We start from the raw sequence: 21,333 nt of genomic DNA on the forward strand, positions 1-21,333 counted from the left end.
TTACGTTCCGGATGTTTTTCACATTCTCCCGATTGGCCATTTAAATGGCACGGAACCGGGAGGAGAGTGTTTAATAATATCGATCATAGGGATCGTATACGCAAATGCGATGAGCAGAATTGTAATTCCGATCCACAAATACCAGTTTTCCAGTACTTTCGGTGTTGCTTGCGCGTCTTCGTCCTCTTCGGCAATCGGGAATTCCTCCACTCCGCGAGGTGCGAAAAATGTGAGTTTGATGAAGATATACGTCATTAAAAGAATACCGATGAAAAGAATGGTGCCGCCGATTGCCTGCGCAAGCTGGTAACCGATCCAAGTATCGACCTGTGCTCCTCCTGCATATTCAGAGTATGCAGAACGGCGCGGTCCTCCGAGAAGACCTTGTATGTGCATCGCTGTAGACATGATGGTCATACCCACGGTCCAGATGATCGTCTGGATGATTCCCAGTTTGTTCAATTGCTTAGTCAAGCGACGGCCAGTCAAGTGAGGCACTAGCCAGTAAGCGATGCCGAAATAGGTCAAAATCACTGTCGTTGCAACTGTCAAATGGAAGTGACCCGTAATCCATATCGTATTGTGGACCAGTGCATTCATTTGGTGGGATGCGTTGATGATACCGCCGATTCCGCCGGGGATGAATGCAACCATACCTACAAATGGTGCGAAGAATCGTACATCGCCCCATGGCAATTTCTTGAACCAGCCGAAGAGGCTATGGAATCCTTTTTTACGGCCTGTAATCTCGAATGTTGCAAAGATCGAGAAAGCGGTCATGAGCGACGGGATGACAACCATGAATGTCAAGACGACTTGGATGAACTTCCAAGTCGGATCGATTCCCGGTTCTGTCAATTGGTGGTGGAACCCAACTGGAATCGAAAACATCAGGAGCAGAATGAATGCTAGGCGGGCAAGCGAATCACTGAATAATTTACCGCCAATGATTTTAGGGATGATTGCATACCACGCCATGTAAGCAGGCAATAGCCAGAAGTAGACAAGCGGGTGACCGAAGTACCAGAACAACGTACGGCTGACGAGTACGTTAATCGTTTCCGTGTAGCCGAGTGACCAAGGGATGAACTGTACAACCACGGCGATCGCTACACCAAGTGATGCAATGACCCACATGAGCATGTTAATGACAACCATGAAGGCAAGCAGGGGTGATTTTTCACCTTTATGCGCTTTTTTCCAGACATATAACTGACGGAAGTTTGTGAATGCGGAAATCCAACTTCCGATTATTACGAGAGCAAGCCCGATATAGAAGGCCGGATGTGCTGCAAGTGGGGCATAGAATGTATACAGTACATTCGCTTGGCCGACTAGGATGGTAATCGCCGCCATTATCGTTCCGATGAGCATCATCCAGAACGAGATCCAGCCGACATTCCGCTGCTTATCCGAAATTCCGACTGTTTTGCCCATAAGAGCGAACTGGAATCCGATGATGAAGAACGTGGTCAAAACGAGTCCGAGAATGACACCGTGCACCGTTAAAATGGTGTAGTAGTTAATGTTGAAGGGAAGGGTGAATCTGCCAGACCGGACAAACGTCTGCAACAGTCCCATAAGGCCCCCGACGAGTAATGAAACGAACGTGACATACATGAAAGACATGTAGAGCCGTGCATCTTTTTTAGGGAATAGACGCAGGTTATTTTCTGTGGCACCCATATCAATACACCTCCACTTTCCCGAACATCTGATGGTGACCGATGCCGCAGTATTCGTTACAAACGATCGTGAATTCACCTTTGTTTTTCATAACCGCCTCAAACCGGCTGATGTGTCCAGGTTCCACCATCATATTGACATTTGTTCCGGCCACTTGAAAGCCGTGAACGACGTCTTTCGTTGTCGCTGTAAAGAGAATTGTGGAGCCTTGCGGTACACGGATTGTTTTGACAGGTTTTTCATCTTTGTCGACACCGAAATCATAGTTGAATGCAGATGCGACAAGATTGACTTTGTATTTACCGTCTGCCACTTCTGTCAGACCGAGGTTTTCAGGTTTGAACGAATCATGTGCTTCCACATTATTTGGATCGATCGTCTCCAAGTGACTCTGTGGATGAGTGCCTTTCCAAAATGCTGCAAATCCTATAATTAAAAGGAAAATAACTAATGATGCCATACCGAACGTGAGCCAAACTTTCTCATACTTGTGCAGATGCATGATCTCTGCCTCCTTCTTCTCTCGTTATCTTGAAATGAAAAGCCAATACGCGCCAAACCAGGAACCGACCATAAGGATTCCTAAAATCATGACCATGATGAACGTCCCTTTTAAATTGGATGATGAATCTGTCGTATGGATATCTTGGGTCGTGTGCTTTTTTGCCATTTGAATCACCGCCTTTAATGGGTGTCTGATTACTGTATAAGAACTACTTTCATCATATTGAATCTGGAAAATTATAATACTAGGGAATTCCCTAATACTTTCGTAGTGAGTCGTAAGTTCACACTTTGTTCATAGAGTCACCACATTATGGACAAATGAAAATGGGTTTGGAATTATGAGATTACGGGATGGAGATCCAGGGAACAGTGAGAATGGGGCAGTGTGTTGACCGGCGGAGCACCACGCTTTACAATTAATGAAGTACTTTTAAAGAAAGTTGGTAGATGGACATGGAGAATATACAGACAATTGTGGTTGACAGTAAAGAGCAAGGCGCTGAAAAAATTTGCGGATTGGTACGTGAAGAATTAGAGGCAGGACGATTACATGTACTTGGGCTGGCAACAGGAAGTACGATGGAGCCCGTTTATGAAAAAATGAGAGCATCAGATCTCGACTTTACAAATGTGACGGCATTCAATTTGGACGAATACGTCGGGATACCGGCAACTCATGAAAACAGTTACGCCTACTACATGAATCATCATCTCTTCTCGGAAAAACCTTTCAAACAAACGTATATCGAAAATGGGATGGCTGACGACTTGGATGCAGAGTGTGTGCGCTATGAAACGCTCTTGAAAGAGAATCCGCTCGATATTCAATTTCTCGGTATCGGTGAGAACGGGCACATCGCATTTAACGAACCAGGGACATCTCCGGATTCCGTGACGCACGTTGTCGAACTGACGGAGTCGACGATTGCAGTGAACAGCCAGTATTTCAAAGAAGGGGAAACGATGCCGGTAACTGCCTTGACTATGGGGATTTCTTCAATCATGCAGGCAAAGAAGCTCATCGTAGCAGCCTTTGGCGAGAAGAAACGCGCAGCGCTTGAGAAATTATTCGCTGGTGAAGTTTCCGCGGAATGGCCCGTTACATTTTTGCTCAACCACCCGGATGTAGTCGTCATAACTGATTTGAAATTGTAATAGAGGCAATCCATCGGAAGGCTGTCCTTATGGGCAGTCTTTTTTTGTACAAGGAAATGGGAGGGCATGGACCGCTTGATTGGCGGGCCCGTACTCCAATCTTTAGTGGGGATTCTCGATAACAGGAGACAAGAAGCTATTTTGTATCCAAGTGCAATTGAATACAAGAAAGCCCGTACAATTGTACGGGCTTTTGTCATTTATGCATTTTGCTGAGGTACACGGATGGTCCAACGAGAGAAATCAGGATCTTCTTTTGACACCATTTCTGTTGGATATACGAATGTCCATGGTTTCGTTGTGTTCGCATTCACAGGTAGTGAACCGATATCGAACGAACCGCTTGCTACCACTTCACCTGTCGCATCGATCAGTTCAAGCGGAAGCTTTTCAATATTTATCTGTTTCGAGTGACCGTTTCGGATGAATACAGACGCTGCGATGCTTCCGTCGTCTTGTTTTCCGACTTGGAATCCAGCGATGTTCACTTCACGCGGCTTCAATTTCGGTAAGTTGCCGACAACTTCTTCAAGTGCAGCTTTTTGTTCAGCTGGAAGGCTAGTTTCCCATGATTCTTCAAGCTCCAACTTGTGGGGGACCATGGATTGTACGTTGAACGCCAGTTTCCAGTTCTCTTTAGGCGGTTCTTCAACGAATAGGTTCTCTTTAGAGAAGACGAATACCCAAGGACGCGCGCTGCGTGGAGCGAGTTCGCCAAGTTCACTTAAGTCAAATTGTTGGGAACCGATTGTTTTGCCTTCTCCATCCATCAGCATCAGTTCCACATCACCAACCGTTATCGTTTGGTCCAGAGAAGAACGGAAAAATGCTTTGACCAAAAATTCACCCGTAGCGGGTTCAACGTCAATATCTATACCAGACAACGAAATCTGGTTCGGTTTGAGAGGTTCCAGTTCGTTCGCCAGGAAACGGAATACGTATTCCTGTTCCTGGGGCAATTCCCATGAAGGATGAAGGGATAGCGCTGTTTCGATATCCTCGTCTCCAGCGGGTCCGGCAGTACCGGCCATCAGTTCTTCAGAGCCGATGGTGCTGTCGCTTCCTGTCTTTTCGGTCTTCTTAAACATTGAAAGGAATTTCATGAGCTAACCTCCTGTGATTGTTGTTGCTGTTGTTCTGTCAGGACTTTCATGAACTGAATGACCTCAGAAGCAATGTCCCTGCGCAGTTTCTGATAATGTTTCCCGAAGAGTTCCAATCCTTCGCGCTGATAAATCCGCATCGGGTCTTCCTGCCCGTATGAGCGAAGCCCAATACCTTCTTTCAACCGTGTCATGACTTCGAGGTGCTTGACCCACATGGTGTCAATGTGACTCAGCATGACTTGTGGAATCAGTTGGTTCACTTGCTCATTATCCTCAAATGATTGAATGTATGCAACCAATTCATCGAGAGGCTCAGCATAGAACTTGACGATCTGTGAGGGTTTTTCAAATGTCCGCGGAAGTTCAACCGGCACACGGAGCAGCGAATTCAATGTCCGTTCGATACGCTCGAAATCCCACTGATCCGGTGTTTCACCTTCTGGACAGCTATCGTATACGACAAACTCCGCTGTTTCTTTCAACATCGTTTGCAACAGTCCATTCACGTTATTACGCTCTAGGACATTATCCCGCAATCCATATAGCACGTTGCGCTGATCGTTGATGACATCATCCAATTTCAAATTATACTCACGCATCGAGTAGTGCGCGCCTTCGACAATACGCTGAGTACGCTCTGTCAGTTCGTTGACGTCTTTGTTAAGAACTAAGCCGTTCTCATCCGTTTCGACTTTTTTCTCGAATTTCTCGATATCGTCTTTTGCAAAGCGTTTGAACATGTCATCTTCAAGGGATAGGAAGAATCGGGATTCCCCTTTGTCGCCCTGACGGCCCGAACGTCCACGCAGCTGGTTATCGATCCTGCGGCTTTCGTGCTTTTCAGTTCCGAGCACGAACAAACCGCCAAGCTTTTCAACGCCCTCACCGAGAACGATGTCGGTTCCGCGGCCCGCCATGTTTGTCGCGACCGTGATATGCCCTTTTTGACCTGCATTTGAGATGAGTTCAACTTCTTGCTCGACACTTTTCGCGTTCAACAAATTGTAGTCCAGTTTTTGCTCATCTAAATACTCGACCACTTTTTCCGATTGCAAAATAGAAGTCGTCCCGACAAGAACAGGTTGTCCGACTTTGTGCCGATCAGCCACTTCCTTTGCCATCGCCTTGTACTTTTGGTCAATTGTTTTAAAGACAAAATCTTCTTGGTCGACGCGTTGGCGAGGACGGTTCGTCGGAATTTGGATGACTTGCATATTGTAGACTTCACGGAATTCCTTTTCCTGCGTTTTTGCAGTCCCTGTCATGCCGCAAAGTTTTGGATACATGCGGAAATAGTTTTGAATTGTGATCTGTGCTTGTGCTTTGTTTTCATCTGTGATCGGAAGACCTTCTTTTGCTTCGATCGCCTGATGAAGTCCGTCAGATAACGTCCGTCCGTCCATGATCCGTCCCGTGAACATATCGACCAATTCGATCTTTTCCTCGCGGACGATATAGTCAACATCACGCTTGAAAATCACATGGGCACGAACCGCTTGGATCATATAATGGTAGAGTGTCTGATGCTCAAGATCATATAAATTATCAACACCGAATGCCTTTTCCACTTTTTCGATACCTGTTTCAGTTAACGATGTCGACTTGGTTTCATCGTCAAAGTCAAAGTCCACTCCTTGTTTGAATCGTTTTGCAAGGCGGGCTGCAATCATATGGAGATCTGCATCCGCTTGCATTTTACCTGCTACGATCAACGGAGTTTTCGCTTCATCGATCAGTACACTATCGACTTCGTCAATAATTGCGTAGTGATAAGGGCGCTGCACTTTTTGGCTGATGTGCTGTGCCATATTGTCACGTAAATAGTCAAAGCCGAATTCAGTGCCGACGCCATACGTAATGTCCGCATCATACGCTTCTTTCTTTTCCAGACTTTGCATCATCGGTACGTTCAGTCCGACGGTGAGCCCGAGGAAGCGATGGATCTGACCCATCTGATCGAAATCACGACGTGCCAAATAGTCGTTCACCGTTATAATATGGACGCCTTTGCCTTCGAGCGCCCGTACATAGGAGGGAAGGGAAGCGACAAGCGTCTTTCCTTCACCTGTAGGCATTTCTGCAATATTCCCTTCAGTCAGCACCATGCCGCCAATAAGCTGTACGTCAAAATGGCGCATGTGGAGTACGCGTTTCGAGGCTTCGCGTACAACGGAAAATGCTTCCGGGATAATCGATTGAACAGTTTCGCCATTCGCAATACGTTCTTTGAATTCAATGGTTTTTTCAGCGAGCTGGTCATCGGATAAGTCGACATAATTCGGTTCTAATTTATTTATACGATCAACAATTTTCCGGTATTTCTTAAGCTGTCGATCACTGGTTTGGTTTGATCGTCTAAAAATGGATAGCATATAGTTAACGCTCCTTTATATTGTCCATTCAACGGACACGACTCTATTTTATCAAACAAGAGCGGAAAAGACTAGAAGTGCGTGAAAGCGCGTGTTGAATAATAGGAGTAGACCTTGTGAATAAGGGGTATTGAAAACTAAAGAGTCTGTTTTCTAATAGAAAAGTTGTTTCACAGAGTGCTTTCTTTAAGTGGTCATGTTATAATACGGTAGGCTTTAACTAAAAATCGAGTACTACAGGGAGGAAGGACATGTTATTCCTTGCAATGGCAGCAGCGTTTTTCGGTGCCATCATACTAACTCCACTTGTCATAAAATTCGCGTTCCGTATCGGGGCGGTTGATAGACCGAATTACCGCAAAGTCCATGCTGCGGTCATGCCGCGTATTGGAGGACTTGCGATATTTGGAGCGTTTTTAATCGGATACGCCATATTGTTGCCGAAAGATGAACACGCTGCCGGAATTCTCATCGGTGCCGTAATCATCATCGCGATCGGGTTCTTTGATGATATGCTGGAAATTACAGCGAAAGCGAAAGCATTAGGACAGTTGGTAGCTGCAATTGTCGTAATGACTGTTGGGAATCTTCAAATCGATTTCATTAACTTACCGTTTCTCGGACAAATTGACTTTGGCTACTTAAGTATACCTATTACGATCCTCTGGATAGTCGGCGTAACGAATGCCATTAACCTGATCGATGGACTGGACGGTCTGGCAGCGGGCGTTTCGACAATTGCACTGATTTCCATATCGGTCATGGCTCTCATCATGGGGAACACGTTCGTACTTGTTACCGCTGCAATCCTTGCGGCCAGTTCACTTGGGTTTTTACTGTTCAACTTCCATCCGGCTAAAATATTCATGGGGGATACGGGATCCTTGTTCTTAGGGTTCATGATTTCGGTCCTGGCACTTCTCGGTTTCAAGAACGTTGCCGTTGTGTCACTCGTTATCCCGATTATTATGCTTGGCGTTCCGATTTCTGATACATTCTTTGCGATTGTCAGACGCATTCGTATGAAACAGTCGATTACCGCGCCGGACAAATCTCACTTGCATCACTGCTTGTTGCGCGCAGGGTTTTCACATCGCCAAACCGTACTTGTCATTTATGGCATTGCCATTCTTTTCGGAATCGCAGCAGTGCTGTTTTCACAAGCGACGGTGTGGGGAGCGATCCTCCTACTGTTCGTGATCTTACTTGCTATCGAATTGTTTGTCGAAATCATCGGTCTTGCCGGTACGAATTATCGTCCTATATTGAATCTAGTCCGCATGATCGGAAAATAATTATAAAAGGCTGCCCCGGAATTTATTCTGGGACAGCCTTTTTTTGATGGAAATTAAAACGCGAAAGGAAGATTCTCCTCTCGCGTTTGCTCTCTATACCATTTAATTGGTGTCTGATTGTTCTTCAGATGGAGAAATTACGACACGTTTCGTACTCCTTGGAAAATCGGCCGATGCTTCATCATCCGCTCCGGGTGTCAGGGAGGAGATCAATCCTAAATGGGATTGTAAAATCAACCGTTTCTGTTGGAGGTCCTCATCGTTCAACTTCCAAAAGTATACGCCCGTTGACCAATCGTCATCTCCTTCAAGAGTTAACGTATCAACGGATGGGATTCCGCCTTTTGCATACTCTAAGAACGACAGCATCTCATTATACTGCATATCCGTTTTGATGTTATTTCCGAGTGCATCGATGACATCACCGAATTTCGTAATTGCAGCAGGAGATTTCGCTTGGTCCATCATCGCCTGGATAATCATTTGCTGACGTTTCCCGCGCTCGATATCGTTGTCGAGTTTACGTGTTCTGGCAAGTGCAAGCGCATGTCGGCCATCCAACACTTGGAGACCTGGCATCAAGTGGATTGTGCCTGCATCCGTTTCATCTTTTTCAATTCGTTCATAGGGGACTTCGACTTCGACTCCGCCGAGCGCGTCCACTACATCGATGAACGCATTGAAGTTCGTTTTCAAATAATAGTCGATCGGAATGTCCAACATTTCTTCGACCGTTTCAATGGTCGCCTTTGTTCCGCCGTATGAATTCGCATGTGTGATCTTATCCTTGTAATCCACTTCCGGAATGTAGACATAGGAATCGCGCGGAATACTGAGCAGTTTGACCGTTTTCTGTTTCGGATTCAACGTAGCGACGAGTAACGCATCCGCACGGCTGTTGCTGTCCCCTTGCTTGCGGTCATCGCTGTCATCCACCCCGATCAGCAGAACGGACACATTATCTTTCGCAGGTTGGATGTTGTCTGCACCTGCGGGCGATCGGGAAGTGCGGTCCAGGATCGGTTCATACGCTCTATCAGCGGCCAGTTCCGCTTTCTTATGAAGTGTGACCCCATAGGCGGCCACTGTCAAAAAAGCTGCAATGGCCACCACAAGACCTATCTTCAAAACAAGTCTCGTTTTCGAAGACTTCCTCTTGGCTTTTCTAAATTCTTTTCGTTTCATCTTTTACTTAGCCTCCGTTAATCCGTCCTTAATGTCGAACTCCATTGTAATGGAGTGGATGCTGTCAAATGACAGCAACGGCTATATGTGTCGAATAGGCTGTCGATCTGCACAATATTGCAATTATCAACAGTATACTACCTTTACGGAAGCGCGTACACCTTTTCAGACAGAAAACTCCAAGAACTTCTGGTCACCCATGGCTATCTCTCCTTGACCGTTCGTTAAATCTGCAATCCACGTATGGAATGTGTCCAAGTCGGAAATCGGTACCAATATGAATAGCGTCACCTGTTCACCGTACTCGATGTGTTCAAGCGGCCAAGCGGATTGCCGTACCTCGTTTTCCACTTTCCCAAGCGCTGTATAGTCGACAGTAACGCACATTGTGCGGTGAAGTACGCGCTCAACCGTCCCTGCGGCTGCAACCCCTTCTGAAGTTGAACGTCCATATGCACGTATAAGGCCTCCGCCGCCCAGTTTGATACCGCCGAAATATCGTGTGACAACAACGGTTGTGTCTTTCAGCCCTTGCTTTTTCAATACTTCCAGCATGGGAAAACCGGCTGTCCCCGAGGGCTCGCCGTCATCGTTCGCTTTTTGGATATGATCGTGCTCACCTATTAAATAAGCTGAGCAATTATGATTAGCCGATGGATGCGCTTGTTTTATTTCCCGGATGAAGTCGAGAGCCTCTTGTTCCGTTTCCGTTCGTTTCACCGATGTGATAAATCGAGATTTGTTAATGATGATTTCTGTTTCACTTTGGTGTTTCACGGTCTTATAGTCCATTCTCATTGCAAGACCTCCTCAATCTGTAATACAATTTTAATATGTTATGGGCATTAAGATGCTATACTGAATAAAGTGTATAGTGAATCCAATGTAATCGCAACAGCCTATGGATTCTGCAAGGAGATTTCAGCATTGGTAGGAGTGTGAACAATGGATAAGGCGGCAATCGATATTCAAAAGCTCGAAGGGATCTTCGATAGAATGGTGAATGTAATGGATCAGTCCAAGAATGACATCTTCATGATCAGTGAGCAAAGCCGTCGAAGTTTTGAATCCATGCAACGCGAGCTCATTCTTGTTAAGGAAGATATTTCCCGGGTAATAACCGAAGGAGATCACCTTGAAGAAATGACACGTCATTCACGCAGAAGACTTGCCGATGTCTCGAAGAACTTTGTGAATTACTCGGAGCAAGAAGTGCGAAAAGCATACGAGGTTGCCAATGATCTTCTCGTTAGACTGTCCGTTAACAGAATGGAAGAAAAGCAATTGCGGATTCAACGTGATGACTTGGATCGTCGTCTGGCGGATCTGTTGGAGACGATTGAACGGGCCGATCAGCTCGTCAACCAAGTATCCACTGTGGTCACTTACTTAACTTCAGATTTGAAGGACGTGGGTGAAGCACTTGAAACAGCCAGGCATAAGCAGGACTTTGCAATCCGTATCATCCAAGCGCAAGAAGAGGAACGTAAACGAGTTTCCCGGGAAATCCATGATGGACCTGCCCAAATGATGGCCAGTGTCCTCATTCGTTCTGGACTTATCGAGAAGGTGTTTGAACAAAAAGGTCCTAAACAAGCACTTGAAGAATTGACGGATTTAAAAGAGATGGTACGAAGTTCATTATATGAAGTGCGCCGGATCATTTATGATCTTCGCCCGATGGCGATTGATGATCTGGGTGTGGTGCCAACTTTAAAAAAATATTTATCCACTCTTATGGAATATGAACCCAATGTCCGCATCCACTTCCAAAGCATCGGAGAAGACCGACGGTTCGAGTCGAGTTTTGAAATCGCGGTGTTCCGCTTGGTTCAAGAATCCGTGAACAATGCCATAAAGCACGGAAATAGCCGGGATATCTGGGTGAAAGTCGAGTGGTTACGTGAGACAATGAATGCAATTGTAAAAGATAACGGGTCAGGTTTCGACCAAAATGAAGTAAAAGAGAAGTCATTCGGGATTATCGGGATGAAAGAGCGCATCGACTTGTTGAAAGGCGATTTTAAAATCTCTTCCGAAGTCGGTAAAGGGACAAGCGTGTTCTTTAAAATTCCGATCAATCCCGATAGTATAGGCAAATAGAGGCTTTGGAGGGAACAGACATGACAAAAATCTTGATAGTAGATGATCATCAATTATTCCGTGAAGGAGTCAAGCGCATTTTGGCGTTTGAGGACAGCTTCGAAATTGTAGCAGAAGGCGATGACGGCAGTGAAGTATTCAGCTTATACGAAGCACATAAGCCTGACGTAGTCCTTATGGATATCAATATGCCCCGCATGAACGGAATCGAAGCTACTGAACAACTCATGACTAAATATCCGGATGCGAAAGTTATCGTATTATCGATACATGATGACGAGTCTTATGTTTCTCAAGCACTTAAGACGGGTGCTCTTGGCTACATGCTGAAAGAAATGGATGCCGATGCGATTGTACAGGCAATCAAGGTTGTTGCAGCTGGCGGATCTTACTTACATCCTAAAGTGACGCATAATCTAGTGACGGAATATCGCAGATTGAGCGAACGTGAGTACAAAGGTTCTTTCCATCAGCATGAAATCCGTCGGCCGCTGCATTTGCTGACAAAGCGTGAATGTGAAGTCCTGCAATTGTTGACGGATGGTCAAAGTAACCGGGCAATCGGAGAAACATTATTCATTTCCGAGAAGACCGTTAAAAACCACGTTTCAAGTATTTTGCAGAAAATGAGTGTTAACGACCGGACCCAGGCTGTTGTGACAGCGATTAAAAATGGTTGGGTTGAAGTGAAGTAAGGCGGTATTTTATAAAAGGGCCTCCAATCGGATGGTCCTTTTGTTATGAAGGGAGAATAATTATGAAGAAACTAACAGGACTTGTTGGAATGGCAGCGCTTGCTCTTATGTTAAGCGCGTGCACTGGTGACGATGACAGCGCTCAAAAGAATTCAGGATCAATCGATGATGGTGAACGGACGAACGAAAATGGCTCGATTGACCATGGAGTTAAAGACAAAGGCGAGACAGGTGGCAAAGAAACCAAAGAGGACGATGATATTGGTTTCAGCCTAGATGGAGGCAGTATTGAGGAGGCAGCTGACGTACCGGCTGAACAAAAGCAATCGATTGTTGCAGCGTTCAATCGCTACATCGACACATTAAATGAGGGCGATGTGGATGCTTATCTTGAAACACTCTCTGCTGACGGCTATGATCTGGATGAAGAGCGGGCTGCAACTGAACAGCTTCTTGCTACCTACGAACTGACCCGCACTCCCGAAGACATCACGATTGTGAAGTACTCCGACGAGGAAGCTCAAGTATTTACAACGATGGAAACCGCGATGAAAGACAAAGAAAGCGGCAAGGAAGAGGTCAGTGCGGGCCGCCAAGTAACTGTAATGGCAAATGAGAACGGCAAGTGGAAAGCGAAAGCCGTCCACTATATCGGAGACCCGGAACCGAAGTAAATGATGCGGATTTCAAACAGAGGATCACAATGAGGGCAATCGCCTTCTGATCCTCTGTTTTTTTGTTGCATTTTTTATTGAAGTGACATAGAATAGAGATAAGAACATGCGTTCTATTCGAGGGAGGTGGAATCATGCCGGCATTGAAAAACGAAGTGATACCTTATTTGGAAAACATGATTTACTTGCCTATGATTTTGACGATTTTGGAGAAAGATCGACTGCTTATTCAAAATGGCAAATTTAAATTGAAAAAACCGTATTTGGGACTCTTGGATGGTGTGACGAAGCACGTCCACAAAGAGCTTGGAAATACGGCTGCATATTTGCGCATGAATCAGATAACGGTCATAAGAGGGAAAATGGATGATATTTTCACAGAGTATATTTTTTTGCATGATCATCAGGAAGAGCGCCGAAGGTATTTGAACGTGCGGTTACGCAATCGAACAGAGGAATTGCTCACTCAGTATCTTCGGCAGCCGGGTAGCTGAACAAGCCTTCTTGAGCAAGGAACGATCTAGGCCGCTGCAGCAAGAATTGTTTCTTTGCAAAGTCCCTTTCCAATAAAGCAGCAAAAGCGAACTGGCGCCACATAGTGGGGGTGGATACGTTCACTTTCATTTTATACCCATTTTCAAAGAGGACGGAGCATCCGACATTCTCTTCTTGAAAGTCAGAAATCGCATGATAGGAAATCCAGACATTCTCTTCGGAATTAGGAGACATTGTCGGTAAAAAGATATACGGCGTATCGAAAGCGTGGGCGACCACGATTGGCGTCTTATGGCGTTTGCCAAGAGCATGGCGTGCGGTCAACGTACGAGTTTTTAGTGAAGCACCATAAAGTTCGCATGTTTTTTTGACGATTTGAATCGGTTTTTTAGGAAGTTCGAATTCGGCATGACGTTCAATCACGCGTGTAGTCAATTTATACCCTTCTCGAATCGGTTGTAGCACAAACGTATCGGAATTGATCAGATAATTGTCGGTGTTTTTCTGGGAATGCATCCTCTTCACTCCTAATCACTAAGTAATAATTCCTATTATATAGGATAAATAATGGAAAGCAATCAGTAAAAACTAAATAGTCAGAAATAAAACAAGAAAAAGCTCCGGACTTGCCATTTCTTGACGACCCATGTTTGACAAGGGGGTAAGAAATGGGACTGAGTCACAGAGCAGATGTCACTGATTTTGATAGGTAAGAGCTGCTGCCCCTAAAGTTTTGGCGGCAGATAACATGGCGGATTCGTCAAAGTCGAATCGCGGATGATGATGCGGATAGGCATGTTCAGGTTGTGCACCTGTAAAGAAGAACGTCCCAGGAACATGTTCCAAGTAGTAAGCGAAATCTTCGCCGCCCATTTGAGGGATGGTTTGAATCACTTCTTTTACTCCTGGCACCTCTTTCGCAACGTCGCGTAAAAATGCTGTCTCTTTTTCATGATTGACAACAGCTGGATAGCCGCGTGTATAGGTTACATTGATTTCACAGTTGTTCATAAGTGCGGTTCCTTCAGCAATCCGGTGGATCTCTGATTCCATAAGATCCCGAATTTCAGGAGAAAATGTCCGTACGGTCCCTTTGAGCTCGGCGCTGTCCGCAATAATATTGAATGCATTGTCGGATACGAATGAGCCGATCGACAGTACTGCGGACTCAATCGGGTCGACCCGACGTGACACAACCTGCTGGAAGTTAGTGACGAGTTGGGAAGCAATCACGATTGCATCTTTTGTTTGATGCGGTGAAGCACCATGTCCGCCGGCGCCTTGAACTGAAATTTCAATACGGTCTGCGGCTGCCATGATCGGTCCGCTCACGTATTGGATTGTGTTCGGCTCCATCATGGACCATAAGTGAGTCCCGAAAATAACATCCACACCGTCCAGGCATCCATCTTCTATCATGGAAATCGCGCCGCCTGGAGCGTATTCTTCGGCATGCTGATGGATGAAGACATATGTTCCGGCAAGTTCATCTTTCAACTCATGGATCGCTTTAGCAAGGTGCAGTAAAGTGGAGGTATGGCCGTCGTGACCGCAAGCGTGCATGACGCCAGGCACAGTAGACTTATAAGGCACATCTTTTTGGTCTTGGATCGGCAGTGCATCAAAATCAGCTCGAAGTGCAACTGTTTTACCAGGTTTTGCACCTTCAATACGAGCCACTACACCGTTTCCGCCAACGTTGCTTCTGAATTCCACCCCAAGTTTGTTATAGAAATCCTGGATGAACAGTGCTGTATTGGTTTCATGGAATGACACTTCCGGATGCTGGTGCAAATAGCGGCGCACACTGACCATGTCGTCAAAAGAGTTGTCAAGCAGTGTATAAAGTTTTCCGTTCATAATAGACAGCCCCCTTTTCAAATATGATATCCAGTATATCAGTGTGTTTTTAAACTCGCAATTGTTCGACAACAAAAAAAGAGGCACATGGCCTCTTAGGAATTGATCATTCTGAATGATCCGGATGAAGGGAACTGAATAATGTGATGTAAGGAGCGCTAGTGAAAATGTGAATGGAAGGCCCAGCGACAAGTTCCTTTTTCGTAGTATCGTAAGCAGCTGAAAAGGCAGGTGTGTCCTTGTTCGAATCGAATGATTGGCTACTTTCCCACTCTGTTAAAATGACGTACGTATCTGAATCGAGTGACCGTAATAGTCGAAATGCGATAAAGCCTTCAGCGTGTTTCATATCTGGATGATCTCTTTTGAGACGTTCTTCAAACACTGGTTTGCCTTCGTCTGAAATTGCTACGTTGTTCAAAGCGAAAAATCCGTGTTCTTGAAGCTGGCCCATTTCCTCGACAACTTCATATCGCTGAGGTGTCTGGAAAACGGTTTTCCCTTCAGTTTCGTGCAACAGCTGGGATGAACCGCTGCCATGCATCAAAATGATGTTCTCGTTCATGTGTTTCTCTTTGATCTTCTCCATGAATTCGGCTGTTCCTCGTGTGATGTATACATTTTTCATAATTAAGCATCCTCCTTGGCTCGTCTGTTCAATGGTAACTCTATGTTAGTTATTTCCCCCGAATCCTGCTCCTAAAACAATCCATGTCTAAACAATGGCTGAATGTGGCACAAATTTATGACAATAGGTGTATATTGCTATACATCCCAACCGTTTACGTCTATATTGGAAACGATAAGCTACACGGGAATTGTAGAATGAGGTTCGGTTAATAGAGAATGGGGGATTATGTTCATGTCTATAGTAAATGATACGCTCCTTCGGGCTGCCCGCGGAGAACATATTGATCACACACCGGTTTGGTATATGCGTCAAGCAGGAAGGTCACAGCCTGAGTACCGGAAAATCAAGGAAAAGTATTCGCTTGAAGAGATTACGCATCAACCTGAACTGTGTGCCTATGTGACAAAGTTGCCCGTCGACCAATACGGAGTCGATGCTGCAATTTTATATAAGGATATTGTAACACCACTTCCAGGAATGGGCGTTGACGTAAAGATCAAAGCTGGAGTCGGACCGGTTATATCGAATCCGATTAAAACGATTGCGGATATCGAAAAACTGACAGCGATGCATCCTGAAGAGGACATTCCATTTGTACTTGAAACGATTCGCATGCTGACGCAAGAGCAGTTGGATGTGCCTCTCATCGGATTTGCAGGAGCACCTTTCACACTTGCAAGCTACATGATCGAGGGTGGGCCTTCGAAAAACTATGCCCGCACAAAAGCACTCATGGTTTCTGAACCGCAGGCTTGGTTCGCACTCATGGACAAACTTGCAGATACGATGATTGTCTACGTAACTGCACAAGTAAAAGCGGGTGCCTCTGCGATTCAATTGTTCGATTCATGGGTCGGGGCGTTGAATGTATCGGATTACCGTATTTTCATCAAACCTGTCATGGAGCGTATTTTCACAGAACTGCGTAAATTGAACGTTCCTTTGATCACGTTTGGGGTAGGTGCCAGTCACCTAGCGAACGAATGGCACGATCTTCCGGTCGATGTAGTGGGGCTGGATTGGAGATTATCTATTGAAGAGGCAGGTCAACGCGGCCTAACAAAACCGCTTCAAGGGAATCTTGACCCGACATTGCTGCTTGCGGATTGGTCCGTTATTGAAGAGCGTGCAAAAGTGATTATTGAGCAAGGGGTTGCTCACGGCAGCCATATCTTCAACTTAGGACATGGGGTCTTTCCAGAAATCGAACCTGCCAAATTGAAGAAATTGACAGAATTCATCCACACATATAGTGCGGAACTTCGCGCAACTAAAAACTAATCTTGAGGTGATTGACATGGTAAAACGTACAATGGGGCTTTTAGTAATGGCATATGGTACGCCTTACAAAGAAGAGGACATCGAGCCGTATTACACTCATATCCGACGAGGACGTAAACCAGCGCCCGAACAACTTGAAGATCTGAAAAACCGTTATGAAGCCATTGGCGGGATTTCACCGCTTGCCCATATTACCGATGGTCAGGCACAAGCACTTTGTGATGCGTTGAACCGCCAGCAAGATGAGATTGAATTCAAGCTTTACATTGGTCTGAAGCACATCACGCCATTCATCGAAGATGCAGTGGAGCAGATGAATAACGACGGCATCAAAGAAGCGGTAACTGTTGTACTGGCTCCTCACTATTCAACATTCTCAGTGAAATCATACAATACCCGTGCGAAAGAGGAAGCGGACAAATACGGAATTTCTCTCACTTCTGTTGAAAGCTGGTATAAGCAGCCGAAATTCTTGAAGTATTGGGAAGAGAAGATCCGTGAAACCTTTGACGGCATGAGCGATGAAGAGCGCGAGAAGTCAGTTCTCATTGTATCGGCACACTCTCTTCCGCAAAAAATCCGTGAAGCGGGCGATCCCTATCCGGATCAGCTTGAAGAAACCGCTAAACTCCTTGCAGAAGCAGCTGACGTGAAAGAATATGCGGTAGGCTGGCAAAGTGAAGGTCAGACAGGCGAACCTTGGCTTGGACCTGACGTCCAAGACTTAACACGCGAATTGAGCGAGAAAAAAGGATACACGTCATTTGTCTATACACCGGTAGGTTTTGTCTCGGATCACCTAGAAGTACTCTTTGACAATGACTACGAATGTAAAGTGGTATGCGACGAAATCGGTGCATCGTACCATCGACCTGCTATGCCGAATACGGATCCGCTCTTTATCGGTGCCGTAGCGGACGCAGTACTTGAAAAAGCGACAAAGTAAGTTTTGAAAAGGACGTGTGAAGGAAATGGACGAACAGCGTAAAAAGATTGTCATTGCGGGGGGCGGGATCACGGGTCTTTCTGCGGCATTTTACATGCAGCAGCAAATCCGTAATCAGAATCTTCCTATCGACGTGATCCTTGTGGAAGCAACCAACCGGCTGGGTGGTAAGATCCAGACGGTCCGACGCAACGGCTATATTATAGAACGCGGTCCAGATTCCTTTTTGATACGGAAAAAAAGCATGGACCGTCTTGCAGACGAGCTCGGCATTGCCGATCAGCTCGTGAAAAATGCAACGGGACAATCGTATGTATTGTTGAACGATGAATTGCATCCGATTCCTGGTGGTTCAATCATGGGAGTTCCAACAGAAATTGCTCCATTCCTTAAAAGTAACCTGTTTTCCTTAACAGGGAAGCTGCGTGCAGCGGGAGATCTATTTTTACCGCGCTCTGACATTAAAGGTGATCAGTCGCTAGGGGCTTTTTTCCGCCGGCGTTTTGGGAACGAAGTCGTGAATAATCTTATCGAGCCCTTATTGTCTGGAGTCTATGCAGGTGATATTGACCATATGAGTATGGAATCGACGTTCCCGCAATTTGTCAGTGTCGAAGAAAAGCACCGCAGTCTCATTTTAGGTATGAAGAAAACGCAGCCGAAGCCGGAACAGCTGCCGAACAAAGGACATGCTGCGAAGAAAGAAGGCGCGTTCCACACATTCCGCAATGGACTCGAGACCATCGTGGAAGCTCTTGAAGAACAGCTGCCTGAGGTGAATTTTATCAAAGGCGTCCGGATCGAGAAAATCGAAAAAGAGGGAGGGCGGACATTTGTCACGCTCAACGAAGGCTCTGTTTTTGAAGCGGATGCTGTCGTCCTCACGACAGGTCATGCAGTCGCTCGCCAATTGTTCGAGCCACATGGCATATTGCAGGAGTTAGAGGCGATTAAAACTTCATCCGTCGCGACCATAACCCTCGCATTCCCGGAAAGTGCCGTTGTCCAAGACAAGGAAGGCACCGGATTCCTTGTCTCCCGAAGTGGTGACTATTCGATTACTGCCTGCACATGGGTAAACCGCAAATGGCCGACGACGACACCTGACGGGAAAGTATTGCTGCGTGCGTTCGTCGGCCGTATCGGTGAAGAGGCGATTGTGGATTTACCGGACGACGAAATCGAGCAGATTGTGCTTGGTGATCTCCGGAAAATCTTCGAAATCAATGGGGACCCGGAGTTCTCCATCGTCACTCGCTGGAAAGATGACCGTCCGCAATACCGGGTCGGCCACAAAAAGCTGATTGCAGATGCAAAAGAACAATTGCGCATCGCATTTCCGAACGTCGAGCTCGCTGGCGCATCCTATGAAGGTGTCGGATTACCCGATTGCATCGATCAAGGAAAAGCAGCAGCGGATCGCGTGATTCAGCGATTGACTCACTTGAACTAATAATTTGAAAGACCTCACACAGCCGAATTCTGGCAAGTGTGAGGTCTTTTTATGTTGAATTAGAAACGGGATTCTTTGCGCTTTGATGGGGAATCGGCTCTGGATCAGCATGGTTGGAACGTTCGTGATCATCGGAGGAGGAATGTCCGACACAAGGAAGTGGTTGTCGATCACGCAGAGGGGATTCTCCATCACTTGGAGAAGATTCTCCGACACATAGGGAAGTTTCTCGATAACGGGACACAATTCACTTGGCGAAAAGAGTTAATTAGTAGCGCTACGCTTGTTTGTGTGGGCTATCTCGCTGTGAGTGGCGGAATCGGCATGAATGGACCGTTCGTGATCATCGGAGGATGAATGTCCGACACTAGGGAGTGGTTGCCGATCACGCAGAGGGGATTCACCATCAGGTGGAGAAGTTTCTCCGACACCTAGGGGAGTTTCTCGATAATGGGACACAATTCAGCTGGCGAAAAGAGTTAATTAGTGGCTGGGTGGGCTATCTCACTGTGAGTGGCATAATCGGCATGCATGGACTGTTTACGATCATCGGGGGAGGAATGTCCGACACTTGGAAGGAGTTGCCGATCACGCAGATGGGATTCTCCATCACTTGGAGAAGTTTCTCCGACACATAGGAGAGTTTCTCGATAACGGGACGCAATTCACTTGGCGAAAAGAGTTAATTAGTAGCGCTTCGCTTATTAGGTGGGCTATCACGCTGTGAGTGGCGGAATCGGCATGCACGGACCGTTCCCGATCATCGGAGGAAGAATGTCCGACACTTGGGATCGGTTGTCGATCACGCAGAGGGGATTCACCATCACTTGGAGAAGTTTCTCTGACACCTAGGGGAGTTTCTCGATAACGGGACACAACTCACTTGGCGAAAAGAGTTAATTAGTGGCGCTACGCTTGTTTGTGTAGGCTATCTCGCTGGGAGTGGCAGAATCGGCATGCATGGACCGTTCAAGATCATCGAAGTAGGAATGTCCGACACTTGGGATCGGTTGTCGATCACGAGTAGGGGATTCACCATCAGGTGGAGAAGTTTCTCCGACACATAGGAGAGTTTCTCGATAACGGGACACAATTCACTTGGCGAAAAGAGTTAGTTAGTAGCGCTTCGCTTGTTTGTGTGGGCTATCACGCTGTGATTGGCACAATCGGCAAGCACAGACCGTTCAAGATCATCGAAGTAGGAATGTCCGACACTTGGAAGCGATTGTCGATCACGCAGAGGGGATTCTCCATCACTTGGAGAAACTTCTCCGACACATAGGAGAGTTTCTCGATAACGGGACACAATTCACTTGGCGAAAAGAGTTAATTAGTGGCGCTTCGCTTGTTTGTGTAGGCTATCTCGTTGGGAGTGGCAGAATCGGCATGAATGGACCGTTCAAGATCATCGGAGGAGGAATGTCCGACACTAGGGATCGGTTGTCGATCACGCAGAGGGGATTCACCATCAGGTGGAGAAGTTTCTCCGACACCTAGGGGAGTTTCTCGATAACGGGACACAATTCACTTGGCGAAAAGAGTTAATTAGTGGCGCTTCGCTTGTTTAATATTAGCGGTATCTATCGGTGAAGCAGTCCACAGAATGACAATTGAAAAAACTGCTGCTGAAGTCAGTATGTACTGACGTTCTGCAGCAGTCGATCGATCTGAACTATAACAGCAGCTCGTTATTCTGAGCAGGATGGACATTTTGTTTGATAGCACTCATGTTGCTCTTCCATCTGTTCACCGCAAGTAACACACTGTTTCGGAGGCAAATTCTTAAAAAATTCAACAACGTTTTCAATCATCTCTAATCCGCTCCATTCATTTTGTAGTAGTACTACCTTGTCCCGTGACGAGTGTTATGCAACAGAGTTGGCAAAAAA

25 protein-coding genes are annotated in these 21,333 nt (G+C 46.1%); 13 read left to right on the forward strand and 12 right to left on the reverse strand.

Annotated features, from left to right (window positions below):
• Nucleotides 1-18 precede the first annotated feature (18 nt).
• The 3 genes from ABE021_RS09455 to ABE021_RS09465 are packed head-to-tail and all read right to left on the reverse strand — an operon-like array spanning nucleotide 19 to nucleotide 2,356.
• A complete protein-coding gene (locus ABE021_RS09455; protein ID WP_430288275.1) occupies nucleotides 19-1,686 on the reverse strand; it encodes a b(o/a)3-type cytochrome-c oxidase subunit 1 in 1,668 nt (555 codons plus the stop codon).
• Nucleotide 1,687: 1 nt separating this feature from the next.
• Nucleotides 1,688-2,188 carry a cytochrome c oxidase subunit II gene (locus ABE021_RS09460; protein WP_430288277.1) on the reverse strand — a complete coding sequence of 167 codons (501 nt, stop codon included), beginning with the start codon at nucleotides 2,186-2,188 and terminating at the stop codon, nucleotides 1,688-1,690.
• A gap of 24 nt (nucleotides 2,189-2,212) precedes the next feature.
• The gene (locus tag ABE021_RS09465; RefSeq protein ID WP_430288278.1) at nucleotides 2,213-2,356 is read right to left on the reverse strand and encodes a cytochrome c oxidase subunit 2A; all 144 of its coding nucleotides are present in this window, start codon (nucleotides 2,354-2,356) and stop codon (nucleotides 2,213-2,215) included.
• Between the two features lie 284 nt (nucleotides 2,357-2,640).
• Here ABE021_RS09465 and ABE021_RS09470 point away from each other — a divergent pair, with 284 nt between their 5' ends.
• Together ABE021_RS09470 and ABE021_RS09475 are read left to right on the forward strand one after the other, a co-directional pair.
• Nucleotides 2,641-3,348 carry a glucosamine-6-phosphate deaminase gene (locus tag ABE021_RS09470; protein ID WP_430288280.1) on the forward strand — a complete coding sequence of 236 codons (708 nt, stop codon included), beginning with the start codon at nucleotides 2,641-2,643 and terminating at the stop codon, nucleotides 3,346-3,348.
• A 66-nt stretch (nucleotides 3,349-3,414) separates the two neighbouring features.
• The gene (locus tag ABE021_RS09475; protein WP_430288281.1) at nucleotides 3,415-3,564 is read left to right on the forward strand and encodes a hypothetical protein; all 150 of its coding nucleotides are present in this window, start codon (nucleotides 3,415-3,417) and stop codon (nucleotides 3,562-3,564) included.
• On the opposite strand, the gene ABE021_RS09480 is transcribed toward ABE021_RS09475, so the two are convergent.
• Nucleotides 3,549-4,451, reverse strand: coding sequence for an accessory Sec system S-layer assembly protein (locus ABE021_RS09480; RefSeq protein ID WP_430288282.1), 903 nt, complete (start codon nucleotides 4,449-4,451; stop codon nucleotides 3,549-3,551). The genes ABE021_RS09475 and ABE021_RS09480 overlap by 16 nt on opposite strands.
• On the reverse strand, nucleotides 4,448-6,826 hold the full coding sequence (secA2, locus tag ABE021_RS09485) for an accessory Sec system translocase SecA2 (protein WP_430288283.1): 2,379 nt from the start codon (nucleotides 6,824-6,826) through the stop codon (nucleotides 4,448-4,450). Before secA2 ends, ABE021_RS09480 begins: the two co-directional genes overlap by 4 nt.
• 251 nt (nucleotides 6,827-7,077) lie before the next feature.
• On the opposite strand from secA2, the gene ABE021_RS09490 reads away from it, so the two are divergent.
• Complete coding sequence (locus tag ABE021_RS09490; RefSeq protein WP_430288284.1) at nucleotides 7,078-8,121, forward strand: glycosyltransferase family 4 protein; 1,044 nt, start codon at nucleotides 7,078-7,080, stop codon at nucleotides 8,119-8,121.
• A gap of 102 nt (nucleotides 8,122-8,223) precedes the next feature.
• Here ABE021_RS09490 and ABE021_RS09495 read toward each other — a convergent pair whose 3' ends face one another.
• Nucleotides 8,224-9,306, reverse strand: a complete 1,083-nt coding sequence (locus ABE021_RS09495) for an LCP family protein (protein ID WP_430288285.1) — start codon at nucleotides 9,304-9,306, stop codon at nucleotides 8,224-8,226.
• A gap of 165 nt (nucleotides 9,307-9,471) precedes the next feature.
• The gene (locus ABE021_RS09500; protein ID WP_430288286.1) at nucleotides 9,472-10,104 is read right to left on the reverse strand and encodes a YigZ family protein; all 633 of its coding nucleotides are present in this window, start codon (nucleotides 10,102-10,104) and stop codon (nucleotides 9,472-9,474) included.
• Between the two features lie 147 nt (nucleotides 10,105-10,251).
• Between ABE021_RS09500 and ABE021_RS09505 the strand changes: the two genes are divergently transcribed.
• From ABE021_RS09505 to ABE021_RS09520, 4 genes are all read left to right on the forward strand, one after another.
• A complete protein-coding gene (locus ABE021_RS09505; protein ID WP_430288287.1) occupies nucleotides 10,252-11,409 on the forward strand; it encodes a sensor histidine kinase in 1,158 nt (385 codons plus the stop codon).
• Between the two features lie 20 nt (nucleotides 11,410-11,429).
• Nucleotides 11,430-12,104 (forward strand): response regulator, encoded by a 675-nt coding sequence (locus tag ABE021_RS09510; protein ID WP_430288288.1) that lies wholly within the window; start codon nucleotides 11,430-11,432, stop codon nucleotides 12,102-12,104.
• Between the two features lie 62 nt (nucleotides 12,105-12,166).
• Entirely contained in the window at nucleotides 12,167-12,778 is a 612-nt protein-coding gene (locus tag ABE021_RS09515; protein ID WP_430288289.1) for a hypothetical protein, read from the forward strand.
• Between the two features lie 134 nt (nucleotides 12,779-12,912).
• Nucleotides 12,913-13,272, forward strand: coding sequence for a hypothetical protein (locus tag ABE021_RS09520; protein ID WP_430288290.1), 360 nt, complete (start codon nucleotides 12,913-12,915; stop codon nucleotides 13,270-13,272).
• Here ABE021_RS09520 and ABE021_RS09525 read toward each other — a convergent pair.
• From ABE021_RS09525 to ABE021_RS09535, 3 genes are all read right to left on the reverse strand, one after another.
• Nucleotides 13,241-13,789, reverse strand: a complete 549-nt coding sequence (locus tag ABE021_RS09525; protein ID WP_430288291.1) for a competence protein ComK — start codon at nucleotides 13,787-13,789, stop codon at nucleotides 13,241-13,243. The genes ABE021_RS09520 and ABE021_RS09525 overlap by 32 nt on opposite strands.
• A 177-nt stretch (nucleotides 13,790-13,966) precedes the next feature.
• The gene (locus ABE021_RS09530; protein WP_430288292.1) at nucleotides 13,967-15,133 is read right to left on the reverse strand and encodes a M20 metallopeptidase family protein; all 1,167 of its coding nucleotides are present in this window, start codon (nucleotides 15,131-15,133) and stop codon (nucleotides 13,967-13,969) included.
• Between the two features lie 106 nt (nucleotides 15,134-15,239).
• Nucleotides 15,240-15,761, reverse strand: a complete 522-nt coding sequence (locus ABE021_RS09535) for an antibiotic biosynthesis monooxygenase family protein (protein WP_430288293.1) — start codon at nucleotides 15,759-15,761, stop codon at nucleotides 15,240-15,242.
• 234 nt (nucleotides 15,762-15,995) lie between these two features.
• On the opposite strand from ABE021_RS09535, the gene hemE reads away from it, so the two are divergent.
• The 6 genes from hemE (at nucleotide 15,996) to ABE021_RS09565 (ending at nucleotide 20,941) form a co-directional block, all read left to right on the forward strand.
• Entirely contained in the window at nucleotides 15,996-17,045 is a 1,050-nt protein-coding gene (gene hemE / locus ABE021_RS09540) for a uroporphyrinogen decarboxylase (RefSeq protein WP_430288294.1), read from the forward strand.
• Between the two features lie 16 nt (nucleotides 17,046-17,061).
• Nucleotides 17,062-17,991: a ferrochelatase gene (gene hemH / locus ABE021_RS09545; protein ID WP_430288295.1), complete on the forward strand. Its 930-nt coding sequence runs from the start codon at nucleotides 17,062-17,064 to the stop codon at nucleotides 17,989-17,991.
• Nucleotides 17,992-18,016: 25 nt separating this feature from the next.
• Complete coding sequence (hemY, locus tag ABE021_RS09550; RefSeq protein ID WP_430288296.1) at nucleotides 18,017-19,444, forward strand: protoporphyrinogen oxidase; 1,428 nt, start codon at nucleotides 18,017-18,019, stop codon at nucleotides 19,442-19,444.
• A gap of 75 nt (nucleotides 19,445-19,519) precedes the next feature.
• Complete coding sequence (locus ABE021_RS09555; protein ID WP_430288297.1) at nucleotides 19,520-19,801, forward strand: hypothetical protein; 282 nt, start codon at nucleotides 19,520-19,522, stop codon at nucleotides 19,799-19,801.
• 53 nt (nucleotides 19,802-19,854) lie between these two features.
• Nucleotides 19,855-20,082: a hypothetical protein gene (locus ABE021_RS09560; RefSeq protein WP_430288299.1), complete on the forward strand. Its 228-nt coding sequence runs from the start codon at nucleotides 19,855-19,857 to the stop codon at nucleotides 20,080-20,082.
• A gap of 577 nt (nucleotides 20,083-20,659) precedes the next feature.
• Nucleotides 20,660-20,941, forward strand: a complete 282-nt coding sequence (locus ABE021_RS09565) for a hypothetical protein (RefSeq protein ID WP_430288301.1) — start codon at nucleotides 20,660-20,662, stop codon at nucleotides 20,939-20,941.
• A 48-nt stretch (nucleotides 20,942-20,989) separates the two neighbouring features.
• Here the strand turns inward: ABE021_RS09565 and ABE021_RS09570 are convergent, their stop codons facing one another.
• Nucleotides 20,990-21,169: a hypothetical protein gene (locus ABE021_RS09570; RefSeq protein WP_430288303.1), complete on the reverse strand. Its 180-nt coding sequence runs from the start codon at nucleotides 21,167-21,169 to the stop codon at nucleotides 20,990-20,992.
• A complete protein-coding gene (gene yhfH, locus ABE021_RS09575) occupies nucleotides 21,133-21,255 on the reverse strand; it encodes a protein YhfH (protein ID WP_081760271.1) in 123 nt (40 codons plus the stop codon). The genes ABE021_RS09570 and yhfH overlap by 37 nt, the downstream gene beginning before the upstream one ends.
• Between the last annotated feature and the right edge of the window lie 78 nt (nucleotides 21,256-21,333).

It is taken from the genome of Sporosarcina gallistercoris, assembly GCF_050459885.1.
GTDB classification, from domain to species: Bacteria; Bacillota; Bacilli; order Bacillales_A; family Planococcaceae; genus Sporosarcina; species Sporosarcina gallistercoris_A.